This window comes from Escherichia sp. MOD1-EC6021 (assembly GCF_002965245.1).
GTDB classification, from domain to species: domain Bacteria; phylum Pseudomonadota; class Gammaproteobacteria; order Enterobacterales; family Enterobacteriaceae; genus Escherichia; species Escherichia coli_F.
The window spans coordinates 14,332-36,035 of the sequence record NZ_PTRU01000003.1 but is presented as its reverse complement, the minus strand read 5'-3'; the positions used below and the strand labels follow the sequence as shown (position 1 = coordinate 36,035).

The 21,704-nt window shown below is 51.2% G+C and carries 17 protein-coding genes; 10 read left to right on the top strand and 7 right to left on the bottom strand.

The window, feature by feature from the left end; translation table 11 throughout:
• Positions 1–94: 94 nt before the first annotated feature.
• Positions 95–2,320 carry a mechanosensitive channel protein gene (ybiO, locus tag BEB54_RS04535; protein ID WP_105277045.1) on the top strand — a complete coding sequence of 742 codons (2,226 nt, stop codon included), beginning with the start codon at positions 95–97 and terminating at the stop codon, positions 2,318–2,320.
• On the opposite strand, the gene rlmF is transcribed toward ybiO, so the two are convergent.
• On the bottom strand, positions 2,317–3,243 hold the full coding sequence (gene rlmF, locus BEB54_RS04530) for a 23S rRNA (adenine(1618)-N(6))-methyltransferase RlmF (protein WP_157943777.1): 927 nt from the start codon (positions 3,241–3,243) through the stop codon (positions 2,317–2,319). The genes ybiO and rlmF overlap by 4 nt on opposite strands.
• Positions 3,244–3,518: 275 nt before the next feature.
• Between rlmF and mcbA the strand changes: the two genes are divergently transcribed.
• The 5 genes from mcbA (at position 3,519) to ybiJ (ending at position 8,081) form a co-directional block, all read left to right on the top strand.
• Positions 3,519–3,779 carry a DUF1471 family periplasmic protein McbA gene (gene mcbA, locus BEB54_RS28515; RefSeq protein ID WP_000710619.1) on the top strand — a complete coding sequence of 87 codons (261 nt, stop codon included), beginning with the start codon at positions 3,519–3,521 and terminating at the stop codon, positions 3,777–3,779.
• A gap of 264 nt (positions 3,780–4,043) precedes the next feature.
• A complete protein-coding gene (locus BEB54_RS04520) occupies positions 4,044–6,326 on the top strand; it encodes a catecholate siderophore receptor Fiu (protein WP_105277043.1) in 2,283 nt (760 codons plus the stop codon).
• 212 nt (positions 6,327–6,538) lie between these two features.
• Positions 6,539–7,216 (top strand): PKHD-type hydroxylase YbiX, encoded by a 678-nt coding sequence (gene ybiX / locus BEB54_RS04515; protein ID WP_032183801.1) that lies wholly within the window; start codon positions 6,539–6,541, stop codon positions 7,214–7,216.
• 73 nt (positions 7,217–7,289) lie between these two features.
• Complete coding sequence (gene ybiI, locus BEB54_RS04510) at positions 7,290–7,556, top strand: C4-type zinc finger protein YbiI (RefSeq protein WP_000146357.1); 267 nt, start codon at positions 7,290–7,292, stop codon at positions 7,554–7,556.
• Positions 7,557–7,820: 264 nt separating this feature from the next.
• On the top strand, positions 7,821–8,081 hold the full coding sequence (ybiJ, locus tag BEB54_RS04505) for a DUF1471 family protein YbiJ (protein ID WP_000849301.1): 261 nt from the start codon (positions 7,821–7,823) through the stop codon (positions 8,079–8,081).
• A gap of 102 nt (positions 8,082–8,183) precedes the next feature.
• Here the strand turns inward: ybiJ and ybiE are convergent, their stop codons facing one another.
• From ybiE to rhlE, 6 genes are all read right to left on the bottom strand, one after another.
• On the bottom strand, positions 8,184–8,243 hold the full coding sequence (ybiE, locus tag BEB54_RS29220; RefSeq protein ID WP_213089466.1) for a protein YbiE: 60 nt from the start codon (positions 8,241–8,243) through the stop codon (positions 8,184–8,186).
• A gap of 66 nt (positions 8,244–8,309) precedes the next feature.
• Positions 8,310–9,395 carry a hydroxycarboxylate dehydrogenase HcXB gene (hcxB, locus tag BEB54_RS04500; RefSeq protein ID WP_105282139.1) on the bottom strand — a complete coding sequence of 362 codons (1,086 nt, stop codon included), beginning with the start codon at positions 9,393–9,395 and terminating at the stop codon, positions 8,310–8,312.
• Positions 9,396–9,535: 140 nt separating this feature from the next.
• Positions 9,536–10,498 carry a DNA-binding protein YbiB gene (ybiB, locus tag BEB54_RS04495; protein ID WP_000386513.1) on the bottom strand — a complete coding sequence of 321 codons (963 nt, stop codon included), beginning with the start codon at positions 10,496–10,498 and terminating at the stop codon, positions 9,536–9,538.
• A gap of 27 nt (positions 10,499–10,525) precedes the next feature.
• Complete coding sequence (dinG, locus tag BEB54_RS04490; RefSeq protein ID WP_032183796.1) at positions 10,526–12,676, bottom strand: ATP-dependent DNA helicase DinG; 2,151 nt, start codon at positions 12,674–12,676, stop codon at positions 10,526–10,528.
• A 283-nt stretch (positions 12,677–12,959) separates the two neighbouring features.
• Positions 12,960–14,972, bottom strand: a complete 2,013-nt coding sequence (locus BEB54_RS04480; protein ID WP_105277042.1) for a type III effector — start codon at positions 14,970–14,972, stop codon at positions 12,960–12,962.
• A 607-nt stretch (positions 14,973–15,579) separates the two neighbouring features.
• Positions 15,580–16,944 carry an ATP-dependent RNA helicase RhlE gene (gene rhlE / locus BEB54_RS04475; protein ID WP_000007133.1) on the bottom strand — a complete coding sequence of 455 codons (1,365 nt, stop codon included), beginning with the start codon at positions 16,942–16,944 and terminating at the stop codon, positions 15,580–15,582.
• A gap of 228 nt (positions 16,945–17,172) precedes the next feature.
• Here rhlE and cecR point away from each other — a divergent pair, with 228 nt between their 5' ends.
• The 4 genes from cecR to BEB54_RS04455 are packed head-to-tail and all read left to right on the top strand — an operon-like array spanning position 17,173 to position 21,697.
• Positions 17,173–17,844 (top strand): DNA-binding transcriptional regulator CecR, encoded by a 672-nt coding sequence (gene cecR / locus BEB54_RS04470; protein ID WP_001296991.1) that lies wholly within the window; start codon positions 17,173–17,175, stop codon positions 17,842–17,844.
• Positions 17,845–17,846: 2 nt separating this feature from the next.
• On the top strand, positions 17,847–18,842 hold the full coding sequence (gene hlyD / locus BEB54_RS04465; protein ID WP_001296990.1) for a secretion protein HlyD: 996 nt from the start codon (positions 17,847–17,849) through the stop codon (positions 18,840–18,842).
• The gene (locus BEB54_RS04460; protein ID WP_105277041.1) at positions 18,835–20,571 is read left to right on the top strand and encodes an ATP-binding cassette domain-containing protein; all 1,737 of its coding nucleotides are present in this window, start codon (positions 18,835–18,837) and stop codon (positions 20,569–20,571) included. The genes hlyD and BEB54_RS04460 overlap by 8 nt, the downstream gene beginning before the upstream one ends.
• Positions 20,564–21,697, top strand: a complete 1,134-nt coding sequence (locus BEB54_RS04455; protein WP_000070131.1) for an ABC transporter permease — start codon at positions 20,564–20,566, stop codon at positions 21,695–21,697. The genes BEB54_RS04460 and BEB54_RS04455 overlap by 8 nt, the downstream gene beginning before the upstream one ends.
• The last annotated feature ends 7 nt before the right edge of the window (positions 21,698–21,704 follow it).

The window sequence follows — 21,704 nt, the reverse complement described above, 5'->3', positions numbered from 1 at the left end:
GAAAGGGAGGCACACCAGATTCCTCTCATTTAAAATCGCCCCTCCCCCAGCATCTATACTTATCTTTTTGCTCTGTTTTCTCACTGGAGGAGTCATGCGGTGGATCCTGTTCATCCTCTTCTGCCTGCTGGGCGCACCTGCCCACGCGGTATCCATACCCGGCGTTACAACCACAACGACAACGGACTCAACGACTGAACCGGCCCCGGAACCGGATATCGAACAAAAAAAAGCGGCCTATGGCGCACTGGCGGATGTGCTGGATAATGACACCTCGCGTAAAGAGTTGATCGACCAGTTGCGCACCGTCGCCGCGACGCCCCCTGCGGAACCCGTACCGAAGATCGTGCCGCCGACGCTGGTTGAAGAGCAAACCGTGCTGCAAAAAGTCACCGAAGTCAGCCGCCATTATGGTGAAGCCCTTTCCGCCCGCTTCGGACAACTTTATCGCAATATCACCGGCTCCCCGCATAAGCCGTTTAATCCACAAACCTTCAGCAATGCGTTGACCCATTTTTCAATGTTAGCGGTATTAGTGTTTGGTTTTTACTGGCTGATTCGCCTGTGCGCACTGCCGCTGTATCGCAAAATGGGCCAGTGGGCGCGGCAAAAAAATCGTGAGCGCAGTAACTGGTTGCAGCTTCCGGCGATGATTATCGGGGCGTTTATTATCGACCTGCTGTTACTGGCACTGACATTATTTGTCGGTCAGGTTTTAAGCGACAACCTGAATGCGGGCAGTCGCACCATCGCTTTCCAACAAAGTTTGTTTCTCAACGCCTTTGCCCTGATTGAATTTTTCAAAGCCGTACTACGCCTGATTTTTTGCCCCAACGTGGCGGAGCTGCGCCCGTTCACGATTCAGGACGAAAGCGCCCGTTACTGGAGTCGTCGCCTGAGCTGGTTAAGCAGCCTGATTGGGTATGGTCTGATTGTGGCTGTGCCGATTATCTCTAATCAGGTGAATGTGCAAATCGGTGCGCTAGCGAACGTCATCATTATGCTGTGCATGACCGTCTGGGCGCTGTACCTGATCTTTCGTAATAAAAAAGAGATTACCCAACATTTGCTCAACTTCGCAGAAAACTCGCTGGCCTTTTTCAGCCTGTTTATTCGCGCTTTTGCGCTGGTGTGGCACTGGTTGGCAAGCGCCTATTTTATCGTGCTGTTTTTCTTTTCGTTGTTCGATCCGGGCAACAGCCTGAAATTTATGATGGGTGCAACGGTACGCAGCCTGGCGATTATTGGTATCGCAGCGTTTGTTTCTGGTATGTTTTCCCGCTGGCTGGCGAAAACCATCACTCTCTCGCCACATACTCAGCGTAATTATCCGGAACTGCAAAAACGGCTGAACGGCTGGCTTTCGGCGGCGCTGAAAACGGCGCGTATTCTGACCGTCTGCGTGGCGGTGATGTTGCTGTTGAGCGCATGGGGATTGTTCGATTTCTGGAACTGGCTGCAAAACGGTGCGGGGCAGAAAACCGTAGATATCCTGATCCGTATCGCACTCATTCTTTTCTTCTCGGCGGTTGGCTGGACGGTGCTCGCCAGTTTGATCGAAAACCGGCTGGCTTCGGATATTCATGGCCGCCCGCTACCGAGCGCCCGCACGCGTACTCTGCTGACGCTGTTTCGCAACGCGCTGGCGGTGATTATCAGTACCATCACCATCATGATTGTGTTGTCAGAAATCGGCGTCAATATCGCGCCATTGCTGGCAGGTGCCGGGGCATTAGGTCTGGCTATCTCATTTGGTTCGCAAACGCTGGTGAAAGATATCATCACCGGCGTGTTTATACAGTTTGAAAACGGCATGAACACTGGAGATTTGGTGACTATCGGGCCGCTGACCGGCACTGTGGAACGGATGTCGATTCGCTCCGTGGGCGTACGCCAGGATACCGGGGCGTATCACATCATTCCGTGGTCTTCGATTACCACCTTTGCTAACTTTGTCCGCGGTATTGGTTCGGTAGTGGCAAATTATGATGTTGATCGCCATGAAGATGCTGATAAAGCCAATCAGGCGCTGAAAGATGCGGTAGCGGAATTGATGGCAAACGAAGAAATTCGCGGGTTGATTATCGGTGAACCGAACTTTGCCGGGATTGTCGGCTTAAGCAATACCGCGTTTACACTGCGTGTTTCATTCACCACGCTGCCTCTCAAACAGTGGACGGTCCGCTTTGCCCTCGACAGCCAGGTGAAAAAGCATTTCGACCTGGCGGGTGTTCGCGCGCCGGTACAGACTTATCAGGTGCTGCCCGCTCCGGGCGCGGCCCCGGCTGAACCGCTGCCACCGGGAGAACCGACACTTTAACGCTGGCGATTGACAAAACGACGGCGTTGCTCGTCGTTCATAAAGGTCCAGGCTATAAAGCGGCTCTGCTTTTGCCCCTGGGCCATCTCTTTTTTGACCACTTTCACCGCGCCCACGTCCGTCAGAGCACGATACAATGGCGGTAAGTTTTCGCCACGAGATACCAGCGAGGTAAACCACATCACCTGCTTCGCGAAGCCTTTGCTCTCTTCAATCATCTTTTTGATAAAAGCCACTTCACCGCCGTCACACCACAACTCCTGTTGCTGACCACCAAAGTTCAGTGCATCGTCTTTGTTCAGCCCCAGATTACGCCGTTTACGCTCACTACCCGCCCGTGCCGCAGAGGCGGAATCGTGGAATGGCGGGTTACACAAGGTCGCGTCGTATTGCTCGCTTTTGTGGATAATACCGTTAAAAATCGCCCCGCTCTCTTTTTGCCGACGCAGACGAATGGCTCGATTAAGCCCCGGATTAGCGCTGATGATCGCCTGCGCGCTGCTTAACGCCTGGCTGCTGGTTTCACTACCGGTAAAACGCCAGCCGTATTCATGTACGCCAATCAGCGGATAAATACAGTTCGCACCAACGCCGATATCCAGAATGCTGGCCCTGGCTGGAATTGTTCCTGTTGCTTCTGCCAGTAAATCGGCAAGGTGATGAATGTAATCTGCCCGGCCTGGCACTGGCGGGCAGAGAAAACCGTCCGGGATATCCCAGTTCGCTACGGCGTAAAAATGGGCCAGCAACGCCTTATTGAGCGCCTTCACCGCCAGCGGATTGGCAAAGTCTACGCTTTGCTCCCCGGCGGGTGTAAGCGTGAGGAATTGCCCGAGTTCAGGATTCACCTGACAAAGCGTGGCAAGATCGTAGCGGCTGTGATGACGGTTGCGCGGATGCAACCCCGGTTTCTGGGCGGACATAGCATTCTCCTTTAAGCAGCGGCGTAAGATACCCGCATAACGCGACAGGGTAAATATCTGGCTGCGTTTATCATTCCCCAAAGCCTTAACATGGCTATGGTTTATGGCAATTCATCATAAAAATCAGCATCATGCATGTCATTGATTTGTCTTATTTTGTAAAAATATATCGTTCAAAAAACAAGCACATCTCTGTCAATTTTTTGCGTCATTTTCATCGTCCAGGCGACCTACACTTATCAGGCACTACCCGTTGTATTTATGAGGATGTCATTATGAAAAAGTGCCTCACACTACTGATTGCCACCGTCCTGAGCGGAATCTCTCTCACGGCTTATGCCGCGCAACCGATGAGTAACCTGGACAGCGGTCAGCTACGGCCCGCCGGTACCGTTTCGGCAACTGGCGCATCAAACCTAAGCGATCTGGAGGATAAACTGGCAGAAAAAGCGCGCGAACAAGGCGCGAAAGGTTATGTCATTAATTCCGCAGGCGGAAATGACCAGATGTTCGGTACTGCAACCATCTACAAATAACCCCACCAACGTAACTGCATTCGCCTCTGGATGCAGTTTTCGCCTGTTTTGTAATCAAAAAACATCAAATATGAACGCAATGTAAATAAATGTATTTCTTTTTCGCGCAATGGGTGATAGAAAATCGCGCCAAGTGATAATGCTTATCAAAATTATTATCACTTGCACGAACACTATCACGGGATTAACAGTGGCATCGCATCCGCAGAGAGGCTTTCTCGTGACAGTGAAAATTTCAACATATAAGAAAAAGTCACCTGCAAAATGGAAAACAATCGCAATTTCCCTGCCAGACAATTTCATTCGCTCACGTTCTTTGCCGGTCTTTGTATTGGTATTACGCCTGTGGCACAGGCACTCGCCGCCGAAGGGCAAACTAACGCGGATGACACGCTGGTTGTCGAAGCATCAACGCCTTCGCTTTATGCACCACAACAATCTGCCGATCCGAAATTCTCGCGTCCGGTAGCGAATACTACCCGCACGATGACGGTGATTTCTGAACAAGTGATTAAAGATCAGGGCGCAACCAACCTTACCGACGCGCTCAAAAACGTCCCCGGCGTGGGTGCGTTTTTTGCGGGTGAGAACGGTAACTCCACCACTGGCGACGCCATTTATATGCGTGGTGCCGATACCTCTAACAGTATTTATATTGATGGCATTCGCGATATCGGCAGCGTCTCGCGCGACACCTTCAATACCGAGCAGGTCGAAGTGATTAAAGGGCCGTCCGGCACCGACTACGGGCGCAGCGCACCGACGGGCTCGATCAATATGATCAGCAAGCAGCCGCGCAATGATTCGGGCATTGACGCCTCCGCGAGTATTGGCAGCGCCTGGTTCCGCCGCGGCACGCTGGACGTCAATCAGGTCATTGGTGATACCACCGCGGTGCGCCTGAATGTAATGGGCGAAAAAACGCACGATGCCGGACGCGACAAAGTCAAAAATGAGCGTTACGGCGTCGCCCCTTCTGTCGCTTTTGGCCTTGGTACAGCGAATCGTTTGTATCTTAATTATCTGCATGTCACCCAGCACAACACGCCAGACGGCGGCATTCCAACCATCGGTTTGCCGGGCTATTCTGCCCCATCTGCGGGAACGGCGGCCCTGAATCATTCCGGAAAAGTTGATACGCATAACTTTTACGGCACGGATTCCGATTACGACGATTCGACCACCGACACCGCTACCATGCGTTTTGAGCACGACATCAACGATAACACCACCATTCGCAACACTACCCGTTGGTCGCGCGTAAAGCAGGATTACCTGATGACGGCGATTATGGGCGGGGCATCGAATATTACCCAGCCCACCAGCGATGTGAATAGCTGGACGTGGTCACGTACGGCGAATACCAAAGATGTGAGTAATAAAATTCTCACCAACCAGACCAACCTGACCTCGACGTTCTATACCGGCTCTATCGGTCATGATGTCAGTACCGGCGTGGAATTTACCCGTGAGACGCAGACCAACTACGGCGTTAATCCGGTGACGTTACCGGCGGTGAATATTTATCATCCTGACAGCAGCATTCATCCCGGCGGCCTGACGCGCAACGGCGCAAACGCCAATGGTCAGACGGATACCTTCGCAATTTACGCCTTCGATACGCTGCAAATCACCCGTGATTTTGAGCTGAACGGCGGGATCCGTCTGGATAATTATCATACTGAATATGACAGTGCCACCGCCTGCGGCGGCAGCGGACGCGGTGCCGTTACCTGCCCAGCTGGCGTGGCGAAAGGTTCTCCGGTCACCACTGTTGACACCGCCAAGTCTGGCAATCTGGTGAACTGGAAAGCCGGGGCGCTGTATCACCTGACGGAAAACGGCAATGTCTATATTAACTATGCCGTTTCCCAACAGCCGCCGGGCGGAAACAACTTCGCCCTTGCGCAGTCTGGCAGCGGTAACAGTGCCAACCGTACCGATTTTAAACCGCAAAAAGCCAACACCAGCGAGATTGGCACCAAATGGCAGGTTCTGGATAAACGCCTGTTGCTCACCGCCGCGCTGTTCCGTACTGATATCGAAAATGAAGTTGAGCAAAATGATGACGGAACTTACTCGCAATACGGTAAGAAACGCGTCGAAGGCTATGAGATATCCGTGGCCGGGAATATCACTCCCGCGTGGCAGGTGATTGGCGGCTATACCCAGCAAAAAGCAACCATCAAAAACGGCAAAGATGTTGCCCAGGATGGTTCCTCATCGCTGCCGTATACCCCGGAGCACGCCTTTACCTTATGGAGCCAGTACCAGGCAACCGATGATATTTCCGTTGGTGCGGGCGCACGCTATATCGGCAGTATGCATAAAGGTTCTGACGGCGCGGTGGGAACGCCAGCGTTTACCGAAGGTTATTGGGTCGCCGACGCTAAACTGGGGTATCGGGTTAATCGCAATCTCGACTTCCAGCTAAACGTCTACAACCTGTTTGATACCGATTACGTCGCCTCAATCAACAAGAGCGGCTACCGTTATCACCCGGGCGAGCCAAGAACGTTCCTGCTTACCGCCAATATGCATTTCTGATTCAGATGTGGGGCGCAGGGCTCACTAATGTTGATGGCGAGAACAGGACTGCCTGATGCGCTGCGCTTATCAGGCCTACAAGGTTGTGCAATGCATTGAATTCACATCATTTGGTAGGCCGGATAAGGCGTTCACGCCGCATCCGGCATGAACAAAGCACCTGCTGTTAAAAATCGGTGTAGGGTAAAAGCCCCACTTTTTGGAGAACTTGTATGATGTACCACATTCCCGGCGTGCTATCGCCAAAGGACGTCGCCCGGTTTCGCGAACAACTGGAACAAGCCGAATGGGTTGATGGACGCGTCACCACCGGCGCACAAGGCGCGCAAGTTAAGAACAATCAACAGGTCGACACCCACAGCGCGTTATACGCCGCCCTGCAAAATGAGGTGCTGAACGCGGTTAACCAACATGCATTGTTCTTTGCCGCTGCCTTGCCGCGTACCCTTTCCACGCCGCTGTTTAATCGTTATCAGAACAATGAAACTTACGGTTTTCATGTGGATGGCGCGGTACGCAGTCACCCACAAAACGGCTGGATGCGCACTGACCTTTCTGCCACGCTGTTTTTAAGCGATCCACAAAGCTACGACGGCGGCGAACTGGTCGTTAATGACACCTTCGGACAACATCGGGTAAAACTCCCGGCAGGCGATCTGGTGTTGTACCCTTCCAGCAGCCTGCACTGCGTGACCCCCGTAACCCGTGGCGTACGGGTGGCATCATTTATGTGGATCCAGTCGATGATCCGCGATGATAAAAAGCGCGCCATGCTGTTCGAACTGGACACCAATATTCAGTCGCTGAAAAGCCGCCATGGCGAAAGTGAAGAGATCCTGTCGCTGCTCAATCTTTATCATAATCTGCTGCGGGAATGGTCGGAGATCTGACGCTTGAACTGCCCGAGTTCGTCCCTATATTAGCTACACTTAACTGTACAAGCATTGATATGGGGAGGACGATATGGCATCCGGTTGGGCTAACGATGACGCCGTCAACGAACAGATCAACAGTACAATTGAAGATGCGATTGCTCGTGCCCGGGGTGAAATTCCGCGTGGCGAGAGCCTGTATGAATGTGAAGAGTGCGGCGCCCCCATCCCGCAGGCCCGCCGGGAAGCCATTCCTGGCGTGCGCTTATGCATTCACTGCCAACAGGAGAAAGATTTACAAAAACCAGCTTATACAGGATATAATCGCAGAGGTTCGAAAGACAGCCAGTTACGTTAACTACAACTGGCGGGATGTATAGCGAGTATAATTTGTATTTTGCGTGGCATTCCGTGCCTTTAACGCTGTCGTGACTGCCACGCTGCATAAAACACGTCCATAAGTTCAACAAATAAATGGATTATCAGTATGTTAGATATCAATCAATTTATTTGAACAAGGCGGTCAATTCTCTTCGATTTTATCTCTCGAAAAAAAACGTGATACTCATCACATCGACGAAACAACGTCACTTATACAAAAATCACCTGCGAGAGATTAATTATGAAAACTATCAATACTGTTGTTGCTGCTATGGCTCTTTCAACTCTGTCATTTGGCGTGTTTGCCGCGGAACCGGTAACGGCATCCCAGGCACAGAACATGAATAAAATCGGCGTGGTTTCTGCCGATGGCGCATCCACCCTCGATGCCCTGGAAGCGAAACTGGCTGAGAAAGCTGCGGCTGCTGGTGCTAGTGGATACAGCATCACTTCCGCCACCAACAACAATAAATTAAGCGGTACCGCGGTTATCTATAAGTAATTCGTAGGCTGGATAAGGCGTTCACGCCGCATCCGGCAACAGGTGCCTGATGCGACGCTACAGCATCTTATCAGGCCTACAAAATCCGAACCGTTGGACGGATCAGGCGTTGACGCTACGTCCAGCAAAAGTATTTCCCTGTCTGTTTGCCGACAGACGCATATGCTCTAACCCTCATTGATCCTATGTTACCCTTGTTTGCCCGTACGCCACTGGACGGGCTTTTTTTTAGCTGGCTAACTGCTGACAGAAAGCCTGCAACGTCTCTTCCGGCATACCAATCTGCCGCGCCGCATCACAAATGGCCTGCCAGCTTCCCGCATCCAATGGAATCCCCTGCTCCTGCCGTTCGCGACGCGTGTTAACTTCCCACTCGCCCGGTAGCAAAATCGGCTTATCGTCATCATGCGGCGAGGCTTTCACCCACTCGGCAAAGGCTTCGGTCTGCGCGCTACAATCCGGCGCGCCGAACAGTTCCGGGTTGATGATGATAGTGGTCATGCAGTTAAGAATGGCATCGGGACTGGTTTGTAACGTTTCCTGATGCGTCGTTTTACCGCCGGAAAGCGCCCCACCAAGAATTTCACACATCGCTGCAAGGGCGTAGCCTTTATGTTCGGCAAAGGTCAACAGCGAACCCAACGGCGACTCCTGCATTACCGCCGGATTGGTCGTCGGCATGCCGTTAACGTCAATCAGGCAATCTGGCGGCACGGGGACGCCTTTATGCCAGGCGACGCGGGTTTTGCCAAATGCGATGGCGCTGGTGGCGTAATCAAGCAACAGCGGGAAATTATCTTTACGAGGGAAAACCACACAGAACGGGTTGGTGCCAAAGCGGCTGTCGCGGCCGTGGAACGGCGCGACCATTGGAATACCCACCACGCTAACAAAGTGGATAGAGACAAACCCCGCCGCCGCGCACTGTTCTGCCCAGTAACCAATACGACCGATGTGATGCGAGTTATGCAGCGCCACGGCAGCAATACCGTGCTGATGCGCTTTCTCAATCCCCAGCGCCATCGCTTCGTGTGCCGCGACCTGACCAAATGCGCGATCGCCATCAAGCGTGACCGCCGCCCCCGCTTCTTTAACGATTTTGGCATGGTGGTTAATTTGCAGATGCCCCTGACTCCAGGAACGCACATAGCTTGGGATCATGCCAATACCATGTGAATCATGCCCTGCCAGGTTTGCCGCGATTAAATGATCGGCAACTAATTTCGCTTCTTGTTCCTCGCTACCCATCTGACGAAATACAGCCTGAATAAAACTGTGCAACGTCTGAGCATCAAAGCGATGACCACTTTCCATGGTTAACTCCTGTTTATGTTATGTGTTTGTTGTTTTTTTATGCTGCACGCCGGGCGCGGGAAGGTCAATAAAGATGCAGGAATTTCATATTGCGGTGGGGTAAAAGCCGGATGACGTGGCTCATCCGGCTGAGATAAAAATTAAAATGCCTGATTAACGCGCGCCAGGCCATCGCTGATAGTTGCCGCTTCCCCCGTAGCCACCAGGCAGCAAGCCATCTGGATTTTCAGCGATTCGGGAATCGGTTCGCTGCCAGCCAGGCAACGCTCAATCCACTGCGCCGTGGTTTCCGGATCTTTTGCTTGTGGCAGTAACTCGCTACCAGCAGGGTCCTGTTTTTCATACAGCACCCGCATCCCTTCATGGTCGATCAAATTGATTTGCGGGCAGCGCTGCGGATTAGCATACACTTCACCTTCGGTACCATGCATTAGTAGCGCCCGCCCGCCGATATCGCTAAAGAACTTCGCGACGCGTCCAATGTATTCTGGATGCGAAACGCTGGAAAGACGCAGTGCCTCACCTTCGGCAAATGGCGTCGCCAGTTTCGCCAGGGTATGTGCACTGTTACGCACGCCCATCCGCCAGCGCATCGCCAGTTGTTTTTCCAGCGGCGGGCAAAACGCGCCGACAGGCATAAACACCGGTTGATGTTCGTCGAGCTTCGCCTGCGCCTGCCCGCCGTGCAACGTTGGCGTAATACCCATCAGTTCGAAAATGGTTTCTGTCAGCACGCGGGTTGGATCTTCGCTAACCCCGTGAACCACCACAGGAAAACCGAGCTTGTGCAGGAGAATCGCCAACAACGGCGTCAGGTTGGCCTGTTTACGCGCGCCGTTGTAACTGGGGATGACAATCGGCATCGGCTTGTCTGCAGGCGGCGTCAGCTTGATGGTGTGATTTTGCATGGCTTCGTAAAAGCCGAGCATCTCTGCTTCCCCTTCCCCTTTGATACGCAGCGCAATCAATACGCCGCCCAACTCAAGGTCAGGGACTTCACCATTGAGCATATGGGCATACAGACCGCGCGCAGTATCCCGGTCTAAATCGCGCGCGTGGTTTTTCCCGCGCCCGATCTCTTTAATGATTTTGCGATAGTCCATTTACGACTCCTTACCTGACTCACATCATTAACGCCGCCGACGGCGTGGGGATTTCGTTTTTTCTTTCTTTTTAACTATACCTTCAGGGACTTCCGGTTGCTCTATCGGAAATACCGGTAATGCATCCAGTAGCCGCTTGCCGTAGTTTTTGGTGAGCAAGCGTTTATCGTAAATCACCACTTCGCCCCAGCAACCGTGGCTTCGAATCAGTCGCCCAACCTGCTGAATCAGGTTAAACGAGGCGCTCGGCAGGCTTTGCACCTCAAACGGATAGCGGTTGAGGCTTTTCAGCCATTCCCCTTCGGTGATCACCACCGGGCTGTCGATGGGCGGAAAAGCGATTTTGTGGATATGCACCTGGCTGAGCAGATCACCTTTCAAATCAAGCCCTTCGGCAAAGGACTGTAAGCCCACCAGCACACTACGCTCACCGTTGGCAACGCGTTTGCGGTGCAGTTCAACTAAGCGATAACGCGGCTGATCGCCCTGCACCAGCAACATCAGGCGTAAATCCGTCACATAGTCGAGAAAGCGCTGCATCGCCCGTCCGCTGGCAAACAGTACCAACATACCGAGATGTTTTTTGCTCTCCACCTGCTCACGGAAAAAGGCCGCCATTTCGGCAATATGCTGCTCTTCGTTGTCGATGGAAGGCTCAAAGCGCATCCGGGGAATAACAATTTTGCCCTGTTCGCAATGGTTGAAGGGGGAATCCAGCGCCACAAAACGGTCGCCCGCTTTCTCTTTCAGCCCGCTCATCTCCTGCAAACGCGAAAAACTGTTCAGCGAACGCAAGGTTGCGGAGGTAACAATAATGTGCGGAATACTGCGCCACAACAGCCTTTCCAGTTGGTCGCTAACACGAATACCCACACAGTGAAACCACAGATGTAGCTGCCCGTCGCGCTCTTCCCGCGTCGCCCATTTAGTGACGGGTGCACCGGAAGATTGCGCCAGAGAAGCCAGCCGCCAGAGTTTGCTTTGCGCCTCGAACATCCCCAACGCACGGTTCATCTGCAAAATCAACCGATGCAGACGCACAATGTCGTGACTGCCGGTTTTCTCGCTTAAATCGTTAAGAAATAACTCCGCCAGACCCCGCAGCATCTCGGTGAGTTTTGCCAGCCGCTGGCAGATCTCCAGCACTTCATCAGGTAGTTCGCCCATCGCAAAACGGTGTTCTGCCTCCTGCCCGGCAGGCATGTAGAGATTGAGAATGTTGTTTAACGAGGCGATAAGCTCATACAACTCTTCACAATGCGCATTCAAACGCTCGGGGATCGCCAGCGGTGGGATGGTCTTCGGGCGAAACTGCTCCATGCAGGTAGCGACCAGTTTGGTGAACAAGTCCAGCTGTAGCCGATACCAGGGCGCGGTAATTTCGGCGCTCATCTCGAGCGCATCCCTTGCCACATCCGGCAGGTGATGACCTTCGTCCAGCACCAGCAGTAAATTTTTCGGGTCAGGCAATACGGCTTCGCTTTCCATCGCCGCCATCACCAGCGCATGGTTTGCCACCACCACTTCCGCTTCCTGAATCTCCCGACGAGCAACAAAAAACGGGCATTCACGATAGTAGTAACAGTTGCGGTTGAGGCAGCTGGCTTTGTCGGTACTCAAGCGACGCCAGAGATCGTCATCTATAGCGATATCCGTATGATCGCGCAGACCATCCCATTTATAAGTATCGAGATCGCCCTTAAGCTTCGCACAACGTTTTTGCTCTTCCTGATTGTTCGGTGTCAGCTCGTCGTCAAGAAACGCCAGCAGATCCTGTTGCGTGGGTTCAGTGCTGGCGAGCGCCGTCAGATTACGCGGGCAAACGTAGCGCCCACGCCCAAAAGCGGCAGTGAATTTAAGATCGGGAATGATCTTTTTCAGCAGTGGCAAATCTTTGCTGTAGATCTGATCCTGCAATGCCACGTTGGCGGTACTCACCACCAACGTTTTTTGCTCTTCGCGGGCAATGGCGATGCCGGGAATCAAATAGGAGAGCGTTTTCCCAACGCCGGTGGGTGCTTCAATCGCCAGATGCCGCCCTTCTTCTCCGGCCAGCGTTTTGGCGACGTCCGCAATCATCTGCCGCTGCGGCGCACGGGGAATAAAGTCGGGGATCTGTTCCTGAAGCGCCTTATACCAGGCGGCAATTTGCGCTTTAAGCGCGGCGGTTAATGCCATGAGAAAACCTGAAATACTGTATAAACAGCCAATATTGTGGCATTTTTCGGTTTTCAGCGGTAATGGTTTTTCTGTTTCTGGAAAGCGGCTCGCAAACACGCCCTCACACAATATATTTGATTGAAAGTTCGACGGCACGGTGAGCGCCAGTCTTCAGGGCAGAAAACAGCAAGTGATACCTCATTTCGTGGTTACACTTGCCGCCGTCATCGCTTCGCAGGAACCGGTATTGCCCGCCCTGGCCTGAGCCAGGGCCATCAATGCCATTATCCTGTTGGGATCTTTACAGCCATGCGTCTGGCGTCCACTCGGATAAAACTTTAGAAAAACGATATTGTGCGTAGCGGACCATATCACGATATAACGAACTTATACGCAGCTGGTTGGCCTCTTCATTAGACAGATTATTGAAATCAAGCAATACCGCTTTGTATGTATTAAAAGTTTGACTGCTTATCATATTTTCATCTAAAGAGTGAGCTTTAGCCAATAAAGCAAATGCATAACGTTTTAAAATTTTTGACGCATCAGGAATACCGTAAAAGACATTACTATGAGAAATATTTGCAAATACGGCGGACAGACAGAAAAATATTTTAGATTTATCACTTTCACTGGCCTCTTTGAGATCCAGCATCGTTAATAGATTAGTGTAATGTTTTTCTTTCAAAGTATGCTGTTGCCATTGGTCTGAATCGGTCATCAAAGAGGAAAATAATGATTTAAATTCTGTCGATTGATTATCCGATTCTGGCACAAAGTCTGTTTTTCGCATTATTGCTGACATAAATACATCACGAATATAACCTTTCAATCCAAGAGCATTGAGAATCAATTGGTGTTTCTTATTTTTCTGCGCATATTCCCATCCTTTTGCAAATAAAGGAAATGCACACGTACAAATCGTTTCTGGATCATCTCTGACAACTTCATGGGTATCCTGCAAAGATGGATAAATAGAGTAACTATTCCAGATGGTCTTTTTCTGAACATTTGGCTCGAGCATTGAGATTAACGCCTGGTGCGATAAACGCATTACTCGCCCGGAGTTATCGGATGATAACAGGATATAACATTTATTATTTTTATCTAACAATCCTTGCTGCTCATTGAAATTCAATTTTATTTCTGCAGTAACGAATTGTTTTATTTCAGGTAATACCTGATAATTGTGATAAAGGTCAAATGCTAAGTTTTTCTCTTCAACACTTCTGTTTTCAAAAAGCAAATCAACAAATTGAATAAATCTATAATTTTCAGAAACCATCAACTCTGGTCTCTTTAAAAAGAGAGCATAGAAAAAGTTTATTATTTCCGCATCGTTACTCAGATTTTTATTTCTGAAGTAGCACAGATACGTATCCAGTACGCGCATAACAAGTTCATGATCGCTATTAAGTGGGGATTTTAATAGTTTTGCTATTATGGACGATGGGAATGCTACCATGTCCCGCAGCGTGAAGAGTTCCATGCCATCAGTTAATTGCGTTAGCAAATCTTTTACTGTTTTTATGTTATCAGTATTATCATTGAAAGATTCGTCTGCCAGAGACTCTAGTTTTTCTATCATCCCCCCGATTACAAATATATCTTTTTCGCTCTCCACGTCATGATTAGACATATCATCGACGATATCTTTAACTTTACTATCACTTTCATATAGTTTTTCTCTCACAATATTATTAGCGTTTACTGCAGAAGTCGCATCATAATAGGATGGCGGAATAATAACAGAGAATTCGTTAGTGAATATAGAATGATATGCAAGATTATCATCATTCAATTTCTCACCAACGTTAAGCGAATTAATATCCCTCAGAATATGCGTCTCAATCTGACTGTCAAAAAGACTTTTAGAAAAACCACTACCTTCAGTCAGTTCAATTTTCATCCTGAGTATTTTATTTTTGAGGTCAGAAAATGTATTTACATAAGGAATAAAAACATCTGATGAATTAGAGTTATTTTTCTTTCCATTAATATTATCTATTCTGACGGTGATCCCTTTCTCATCACGATGAATTGCATTATTCATATTTATAGAGATCACATTTTCATGTCTGGATTGCCCGGTTTTAATCGTCATATTGATATCATTTGCGCTGATCTCCGAAATCTCACTGACGAATTTTTTAAATGCATTATAGCGCTGGTGGCCAGCATTAAATTTGCCAAATGAAACATAATATGCGAAGTGTTCAAGGAAACCATGTAATTCCAGTAAATTAACCGGGTCAGAACCCTGCACCATATTTAATAACATCGTCGCATAACCATTGCATTTTGAACAATCCATACACCGCTCCTTTGCACATGAATGATCTGCGGATCATAAGCCTGGCAAAATAGGGAATCTTACAGAAATCGCTCATTTTTTAACTTTTCGCACAGTAAACTCAGGATAACCTGGTTATGAAAGTTTGCTGCTGCACCGCTCTAAACAGACTGGCGATCAATCTTTCTATCAATAAGCAGAAATGAGCGATTTTTGATAGTTTATTGGAAATGCTAAAGATATACGGTAATGAAACGACTGCACACTTTATTTTGCTTAGGGAGATAGTCGGATACACTATAGACAATGAAAATAATAAAATCAGGGACAGAATCAAGCTAATACTAAATCACATATCTCATAATAATTTTCCAGATGATGAACAAACACTTTATGCAATAGCATGTTTATTCCAGACTTTCCCAAAATTTGTTTATGAATATCAACCAATGTTATTAACAATAAGTGAAATTGCAAGAAGAAATAATTTCATTGCCATTTTAAATACACTAGATAGATCATAAAGCAAATTTATTAAAACAATAAAATCAGACATGTCATGCATGTCTGACCGTGTTACCTGAATAATGGGCAAAAGCCTGTGATACTCTTTTGCCCTTACATGGTATTACTGCGCAGCGGCAGGTTTACGCGGACGGCGACGGCGTTGTTGCTCGCCTGCCGGTTTGGCATCGCCGAGACGACGAGATGGTTTTTCTGCAGGTTTTGCGCTTGCAGATTTTGAGCCACCTTCTCCACGGCGTGGTTGCTGTTGACCGCGACCACCACCTTGCCCACGACCGCCGCCGCCACGTTGCTGGCGACCGTTCTGGATCGGTTCGGCTTTGATTGACGGGTCCGGCTCATAACCCGGAATCGCAATGCGTGGAATCTCTTTTTTCAGCAGTTTTTCGATATCACGCAGAAGTTTGTGTTCATCCACACACACCAGCGATAACGCTTCACCAGTTGCCGCTGCACGACCGGTACGCCCGATACGGTGGACGTAATCTTCCGGTACGTTTGGCAGTTCATAGTTGACGACGTGCGGCAACTCTTCGATATCCAGACCGCGCGCAGCGATGTCAGTTGCCACCAGTACACGAATATCGCCCGATTTAAAATCAGCCAGCGCACGGGTACGCGCACCTTGCGATTTATTACCGTGGATCGCCGCACTACGGATGCCATCTTTATTGAGCTGTTCCGCCAGATGGTTAGCGCCGTGTTTGGTACGGGTAAACACCAGCACCTGCTGCCAGTTCCCTTTCCCAATCATGTGCGACAGCAATTCGCGTTTGCGTTTTTTATCAACAAAGTGAACATGCTGGGTCACCTGATCAGACGCGGTATTGCGGCGTGCCACTTCGATTTCCAGCGGGTTGTGCAGCAGTTTTTCCGCCAGGTTTTTAATATCGTCTGAGAAAGTGGCGGAGAACAACAGGTTCTGGCGCTTCGCTGGCAGCTTAGTCAACACACGACGGATATCGTGGATAAAGCCCATGTCGAGCATGCGGTCAGCTTCATCGAGGACGAGAATTTCAACCTGATCCAGCTTCACTGCATTCTGATGTTCCAGGTCCAGCAAACGCCCCGGCGTTGCCACCAGCACATCAACGCCACCGCGCAGCTTCATCATCTGCGGGTTGATGCTGACGCCGCCAAACACCACCAGCGAACGAATATTCAGGTATTTGCTGTAATCACGGACGTTTTCGCCAATCTGTGCAGCCAGTTCACGGGTTGGGGTAAGAATGAGCGCACGGACCGGACGACGCCCTTTGGCGTGCGGCTGGCGAGTGATCAGGTGTTGCAACAGCGGCAGCGTAAAGCCCGCTGTTTTGCCGGTACCGGTCTGGGCACTGGCCATCAGGTCGCGGCCTTCCAGCACCGCAGGGATCGCCTGCTGCTGAATAGGGGTGGGTTCACGGTAACCCTGCTCGGCAACGGCGCGCAGGATATCAGGGCTTAAACCCAAAGAATCGAAAGACATAACTACTCCGAACCGCCCCGACCGTTACCGGTGTAGTTTTCAGGGAGATACTGAAAAGGAAAATGACAAAAACCACAATGTCATGAGGGAGCGGAGTGTAGCAGTTTTTGTGACGCAGCGCATAAATTATCCCTGTGACTGGCGTAGCTAAAATTCTTAGCCATACTGGACAACTCCAGGATGGAGACATAATCTTAATCAATCATTTGATTAAGAATGGACTGTGCGATGAATAATCCTGCCATGACAATCAAGGGTGAACAGGCTAAAAAACAGCTGATTGCTGCCGCACTGGCGCAGTTTGGCGAATATGGAATGAACGCCACCACCCGCGAGATAGCCGCCCAGGCCGGGCAGAATATCGCTGCCATCACCTATTACTTCGGTTCGAAAGAAGATTTATATCTCGCCTGCGCCCAATGGATTGCCGATTTCATTGGCGAGCAGTTCCGTCCGCACGCTGAAGAAGCCGAACGTTTGTTCGCGCAACCACAGCCTGATCGCGCAGCTATTCGTGAACTGATCCTTCGTGCCTGCAGGAACATGATTAAGCTGCTCACCCAGGATGACACCGTCAACCTCAGCAAGTTTATCTCCCGTGAGCAACTCTCTCCTACGGCAGCCTACCACCTGGTGCATGAACAGGTGATTAGCCCGCTACACAGCCACCTTACACGCCTGATTGCCGCCTGGACCGGCTGCGACGCCAACGACACCCGCATGATCCTCCATACCCATGCGTTGATTGGTGAGATTCTGGCGTTTCGTCTTGGCAAAGAAACTATTTTGTTACGTACCGGCTGGACCGCGTTCGATGAAGAAAAGACCGAACTGATTAACCAGACGGTAACCTGTCATATCGACCTGATTTTGCAAGGATTATCGCAAAGGAGTTTGTAGTGATGAAAAAACCTGTCGTGATCGGACTGGCGGTAGTGGTACTTGCCGCCGTGGTTGCCGGAGGCTACTGGTGGTATCAAAGCCGCCAGGATAACGGCCTGACGCTGTATGGCAACGTGGATATTCGCACCGTGAATCTTAGCTTCCGTGTCGGTGGTCGCGTTGAATCGCTGGCCGTAGACGAAGGTGATGCGATTAAAGCGGGCCAGGTGCTGGGTGAACTGGATCATAAGCCGTATGAAATTGCCCTGATGCAGGCAAAAGCGGGTGTTTCGGTGGCACAGGCGCAGTATGACCTGATGCTTGCCGGGTATCGCGATGAAGAAATCGCTCAGGCCGCCGCCGCCGTAAAACAGGCGCAGGCCGCATATGACTATGCGCAGAACTTCTACAACCGCCAGCAAGGGTTGTGGAAAAGTCGCACTATTTCGGCAAACGACCTGGAAAATGCCCGCTCCTCGCGCGACCAGGCGCAGGCAACGCTGAAATCAGCACAGGATAAATTGCGTCAGTATCGCTCCGGTAATCGTGAACAGGACATCGCCCAGGCGAAAGCCAGCCTCGAACAGGCACAGGCGCAACTGGCGCAGGCGGAGCTGAATTTACAGGACTCAACATTGATAGCACCGTCTGATGGCACGCTGTTAACCCGCGCGGTAGAGCCTGGCACGGTGCTCAATGAAGGTGGCACAGTCTTTACCGTCTCACTGACACGTCCGGTGTGGGTGCGCGCTTATGTTGATGAACGTAATCTCGACCAGGCCCAGCCGGGGCGCAAAGTGCTACTTTATACCGATGGTCGCCCGGACAAGCCGTATCACGGGCAGATTGGTTTCGTTTCGCCAACTGCTGAATTTACCCCGAAAACTGTCGAAACGCCGGATCTGCGTACCGACCTCGTCTATCGCCTGCGTATTGTGGTGACCGACGCCGATGATGCCTTACGCCAGGGAATGCCAGTGACGGTGCAATTCGGTAACGAGGCAGGACATGAATGATGCCGTTATTACGCTGAACGGTCTGGAAAAACGCTTTCCGGGCATGGACAAGCCCGCCGTCGCGCCGCTCGACTGTACCATTCATGCTGGTTATGTAACGGGGCTGGTGGGGCCGGATGGCGCAGGCAAAACCACGCTGATGCGCATGCTGGCGGGATTACTTAAACCCGACAGCGGCAGCGCCACGGTAATTGGCTTTGATCCGATCAAAAACGACGGCGCGCTGCACGCCGTTCTCGGCTATATGCCGCAGAAATTCGGCCTGTATGAAGATCTCACGGTGATGGAGAACCTCAATCTGTACGCGGATTTGCGCAGCGTCACCGGTGAAGCGCGGAAGCAGACTTTTGCTCGCCTGCTGGAGTTTACATCTCTTGGCCCGTTTACCGGACGCCTCGCGGGCAAGCTTTCCGGCGGGATGAAGCAAAAACTCGGCCTGGCCTGTACCCTGGTGGGCGAACCGAAAGTGTTGCTGCTCGATGAACCCGGCGTCGGCGTTGACCCTATCTCACGCCGCGAATTGTGGCAGATGGTGCATGAGCTGGCAGGCGAAGGAATGTTAATTCTCTGGAGTACCTCGTATCTCGACGAAGCCGAGCAGTGCCGTGACGTGTTACTGATGAACGAAGGTGAATTGTTGTACCAGGGAGAACCGACGGCCCTGACACAAACCATGGCCGGACGCAGCTTTCTGATGACCAGCCCGCACGAGGGCAACCGCAAACTGTTGCAACGCGCCTTGAAACTGCCGCAGGTCAGCGACGGCATGATTCAGGGGAAATCGGTACGACTGATCCTCAAAAAAGAGACCACACCAGACGATATTCGCCACGCCGACGGGATGCCAGAAATCGACATCAGCCAAACCACGCCCCGCTTTGAAGATGCGTTTATTGATTTGCTGGGCGGAGCTGGAACCTCGGAATCACCGCTGGGCGCAATATTGCATACGGTGGAAGGTACACCTGGCGAGACGGTGATCGAAGCGAAAGAGCTGACCAAAAAGTTTGGCGATTTTGCCGCCACCGATCACGTCAACTTTGCCGTCAAACGCGGTGAAATCTTTGGTTTGCTCGGGCCAAACGGCGCAGGGAAATCGACCACCTTTAAGATGATGTGCGGCTTGTTGGTACCGACCTCTGGCCAGGCGCTGGTGCTGGGGATGGATCTGAAAGAGAGTTCTGGCAAAGCGCGCCAGCATCTCGGCTATATGGCGCAAAAGTTTTCGCTCTATGGCAACCTGACGGTCGAACAGAATTTACGCTTTTTCTCCGGCGTGTATGGCTTACGCGGGCGGGCGCAGAACGAAAAAATCGCCCGTATGAGTGAGGCGTTCGGCCTGAAAAGTATCGCCTCCCACGCGACCGATGAACTGCCATTAGGTTTTAAACAGCGGCTGGCGCTGGCTTGTTCGCTGATGCATGAACCGGACATTCTGTTTCTCGACGAACCGACTTCCGGCGTTGATCCCCTCACCCGCCGCGAATTTTGGCTGCATATCAACAGCATGGTAGAGAAAGGCGTCACGGTAATGGTCACCACCCACTTTATGGATGAAGCAGAATATTGTGACCGCATCGGCCTGGTGTATCGTGGGAAATTAATCGCCAGCGGCACGCCAGATGATTTGAAAGCGCAGTCGGCCAACGACGAGCAACCCGATCCCACAATGGAGCAGGCCTTTATTCAGTTGATCCACGACTGGGATAAGGAGCATAGCCATGAGTAATCCGATCCTGTCCTGGCGTCGCGTGCGGGCGCTGTGCGTCAAAGAGACGCGGCAGATCGTTCGCGATCCGAGTAGCTGGCTGATTGCAGTGGTGATCCCACTGTTGCTGCTGTTTATATTTGGCTACGGCATTAACCTCGACTCCAGCAAGCTGCGGGTCGGGATTTTGCTGGAACAGCGTAGCGAAGCGGCGCTGGATTTCACCCATACCATGACCGGTTCGCCCTACATCGACGCCACCATCAGCGATAACCGTCAGGAATTGATCGCCAAAATGCAGGCGGGAAAAATTCGTGGCCTGGTGGTGATTCCGGTGGATTTCGCCGAACAGATGGAGCGCGCCAACGCTACCGCGCCGATTCAGGTGATCACCGACGGCAGTGAGCCAAATACCGCTAACTTTGTGCAAGGTTATGTCGAAGGGATCTGGCAGATCTGGCAAATGCAGCGGGCAGAGGACAACGGGCAGACTTTTGAACCGCTTATCGACGTCCAGACTCGCTACTGGTTTAACCCGGCGGCGATTAGCCAGCACTTTATTATCCCCGGTGCGGTAACCATCATCATGACGGTTATCGGCGCGATTCTCACCTCGCTGGTGGTGGCGCGAGAATGGGAACGCGGCACCATGGAGGCGTTACTCTCTACGGAGATAACCCGTACGGAACTGTTGCTGTGTAAGCTGATCCCTTATTACTTCCTTGGGATGCTGGCGATGTTGCTGTGTATGCTGGTGTCAGTGTTTATTCTCGGCGTGCCGTATCGCGGGTCGCTGCTGATTCTGTTTTTTATCTCCAGCCTGTTTTTGCTCAGTACTCTGGGAATGGGACTGCTGATTTCCACAATTACCCGCAACCAGTTCAACGCCGCACAAGTTGCCCTGAACGCCGCTTTTCTGCCGTCGATTATGCTTTCCGGCTTTATTTTTCAGATCGACAGTATGCCCGCGGTGATCCGCGCGGTGACGTACATTATTCCCGCACGTTATTTCGTCAGCACCCTGCAAAGCCTGTTCCTCGCCGGGAATATTCCGGTGGTGCTGGTGGTGAACGTGCTGTTTTTGATCGCTTCGGCGGTGATGTTTATCGGCCTGACGTGGCTGAAAACCAAACGTCGGCTGGATTAGGGAGAAG

Bases quoted from the DNA above. Each gene is read 5' to 3' on its own strand.
- ybiB (WP_000386513.1), bottom strand. From the start codon at position 10,498: ATGGACTATCGCAAAATCATTAAAGAGATCGGGCGCGGGAAAAACCAC.
- ybiX (WP_032183801.1), top strand. From the start codon at position 6,539: ATGATGTACCACATTCCCGGCGTGCTATCGCCAAAGGACGTCGCCCGG.
- ybiO (WP_105277045.1), top strand. From the start codon at position 95: ATGCGGTGGATCCTGTTCATCCTCTTCTGCCTGCTGGGCGCACCTGCC.
- BEB54_RS04480 (WP_105277042.1), bottom strand. From the start codon at position 14,972: ATGGATTGTTCAAAATGCAATGGTTATGCGACGATGTTATTAAATATG.
- ybiJ (WP_000849301.1), top strand. From the start codon at position 7,821: ATGAAAACTATCAATACTGTTGTTGCTGCTATGGCTCTTTCAACTCTG.
- ybiI (WP_000146357.1), top strand. From the start codon at position 7,290: ATGGCATCCGGTTGGGCTAACGATGACGCCGTCAACGAACAGATCAAC.
- BEB54_RS04455 (WP_000070131.1), top strand. From the start codon at position 20,564: ATGAGTAATCCGATCCTGTCCTGGCGTCGCGTGCGGGCGCTGTGCGTC.
- cecR (WP_001296991.1), top strand. From the start codon at position 17,173: ATGAATAATCCTGCCATGACAATCAAGGGTGAACAGGCTAAAAAACAG.
- mcbA (WP_000710619.1), top strand. From the start codon at position 3,519: ATGAAAAAGTGCCTCACACTACTGATTGCCACCGTCCTGAGCGGAATC.
- BEB54_RS04460 (WP_105277041.1), top strand. From the start codon at position 18,835: ATGAATGATGCCGTTATTACGCTGAACGGTCTGGAAAAACGCTTTCCG.
- rlmF (WP_157943777.1), bottom strand. From the start codon at position 3,243: ATGTCCGCCCAGAAACCGGGGTTGCATCCGCGCAACCGTCATCACAGC.
- BEB54_RS04520 (WP_105277043.1), top strand. From the start codon at position 4,044: ATGGAAAACAATCGCAATTTCCCTGCCAGACAATTTCATTCGCTCACG.
- hcxB (WP_105282139.1), bottom strand. From the start codon at position 9,395: ATGGAAAGTGGTCATCGCTTTGATGCTCAGACGTTGCACAGTTTTATT.
- hlyD (WP_001296990.1), top strand. From the start codon at position 17,847: ATGAAAAAACCTGTCGTGATCGGACTGGCGGTAGTGGTACTTGCCGCC.
- rhlE (WP_000007133.1), bottom strand. From the start codon at position 16,944: ATGTCTTTCGATTCTTTGGGTTTAAGCCCTGATATCCTGCGCGCCGTT.
- dinG (WP_032183796.1), bottom strand. From the start codon at position 12,676: ATGGCATTAACCGCCGCGCTTAAAGCGCAAATTGCCGCCTGGTATAAG.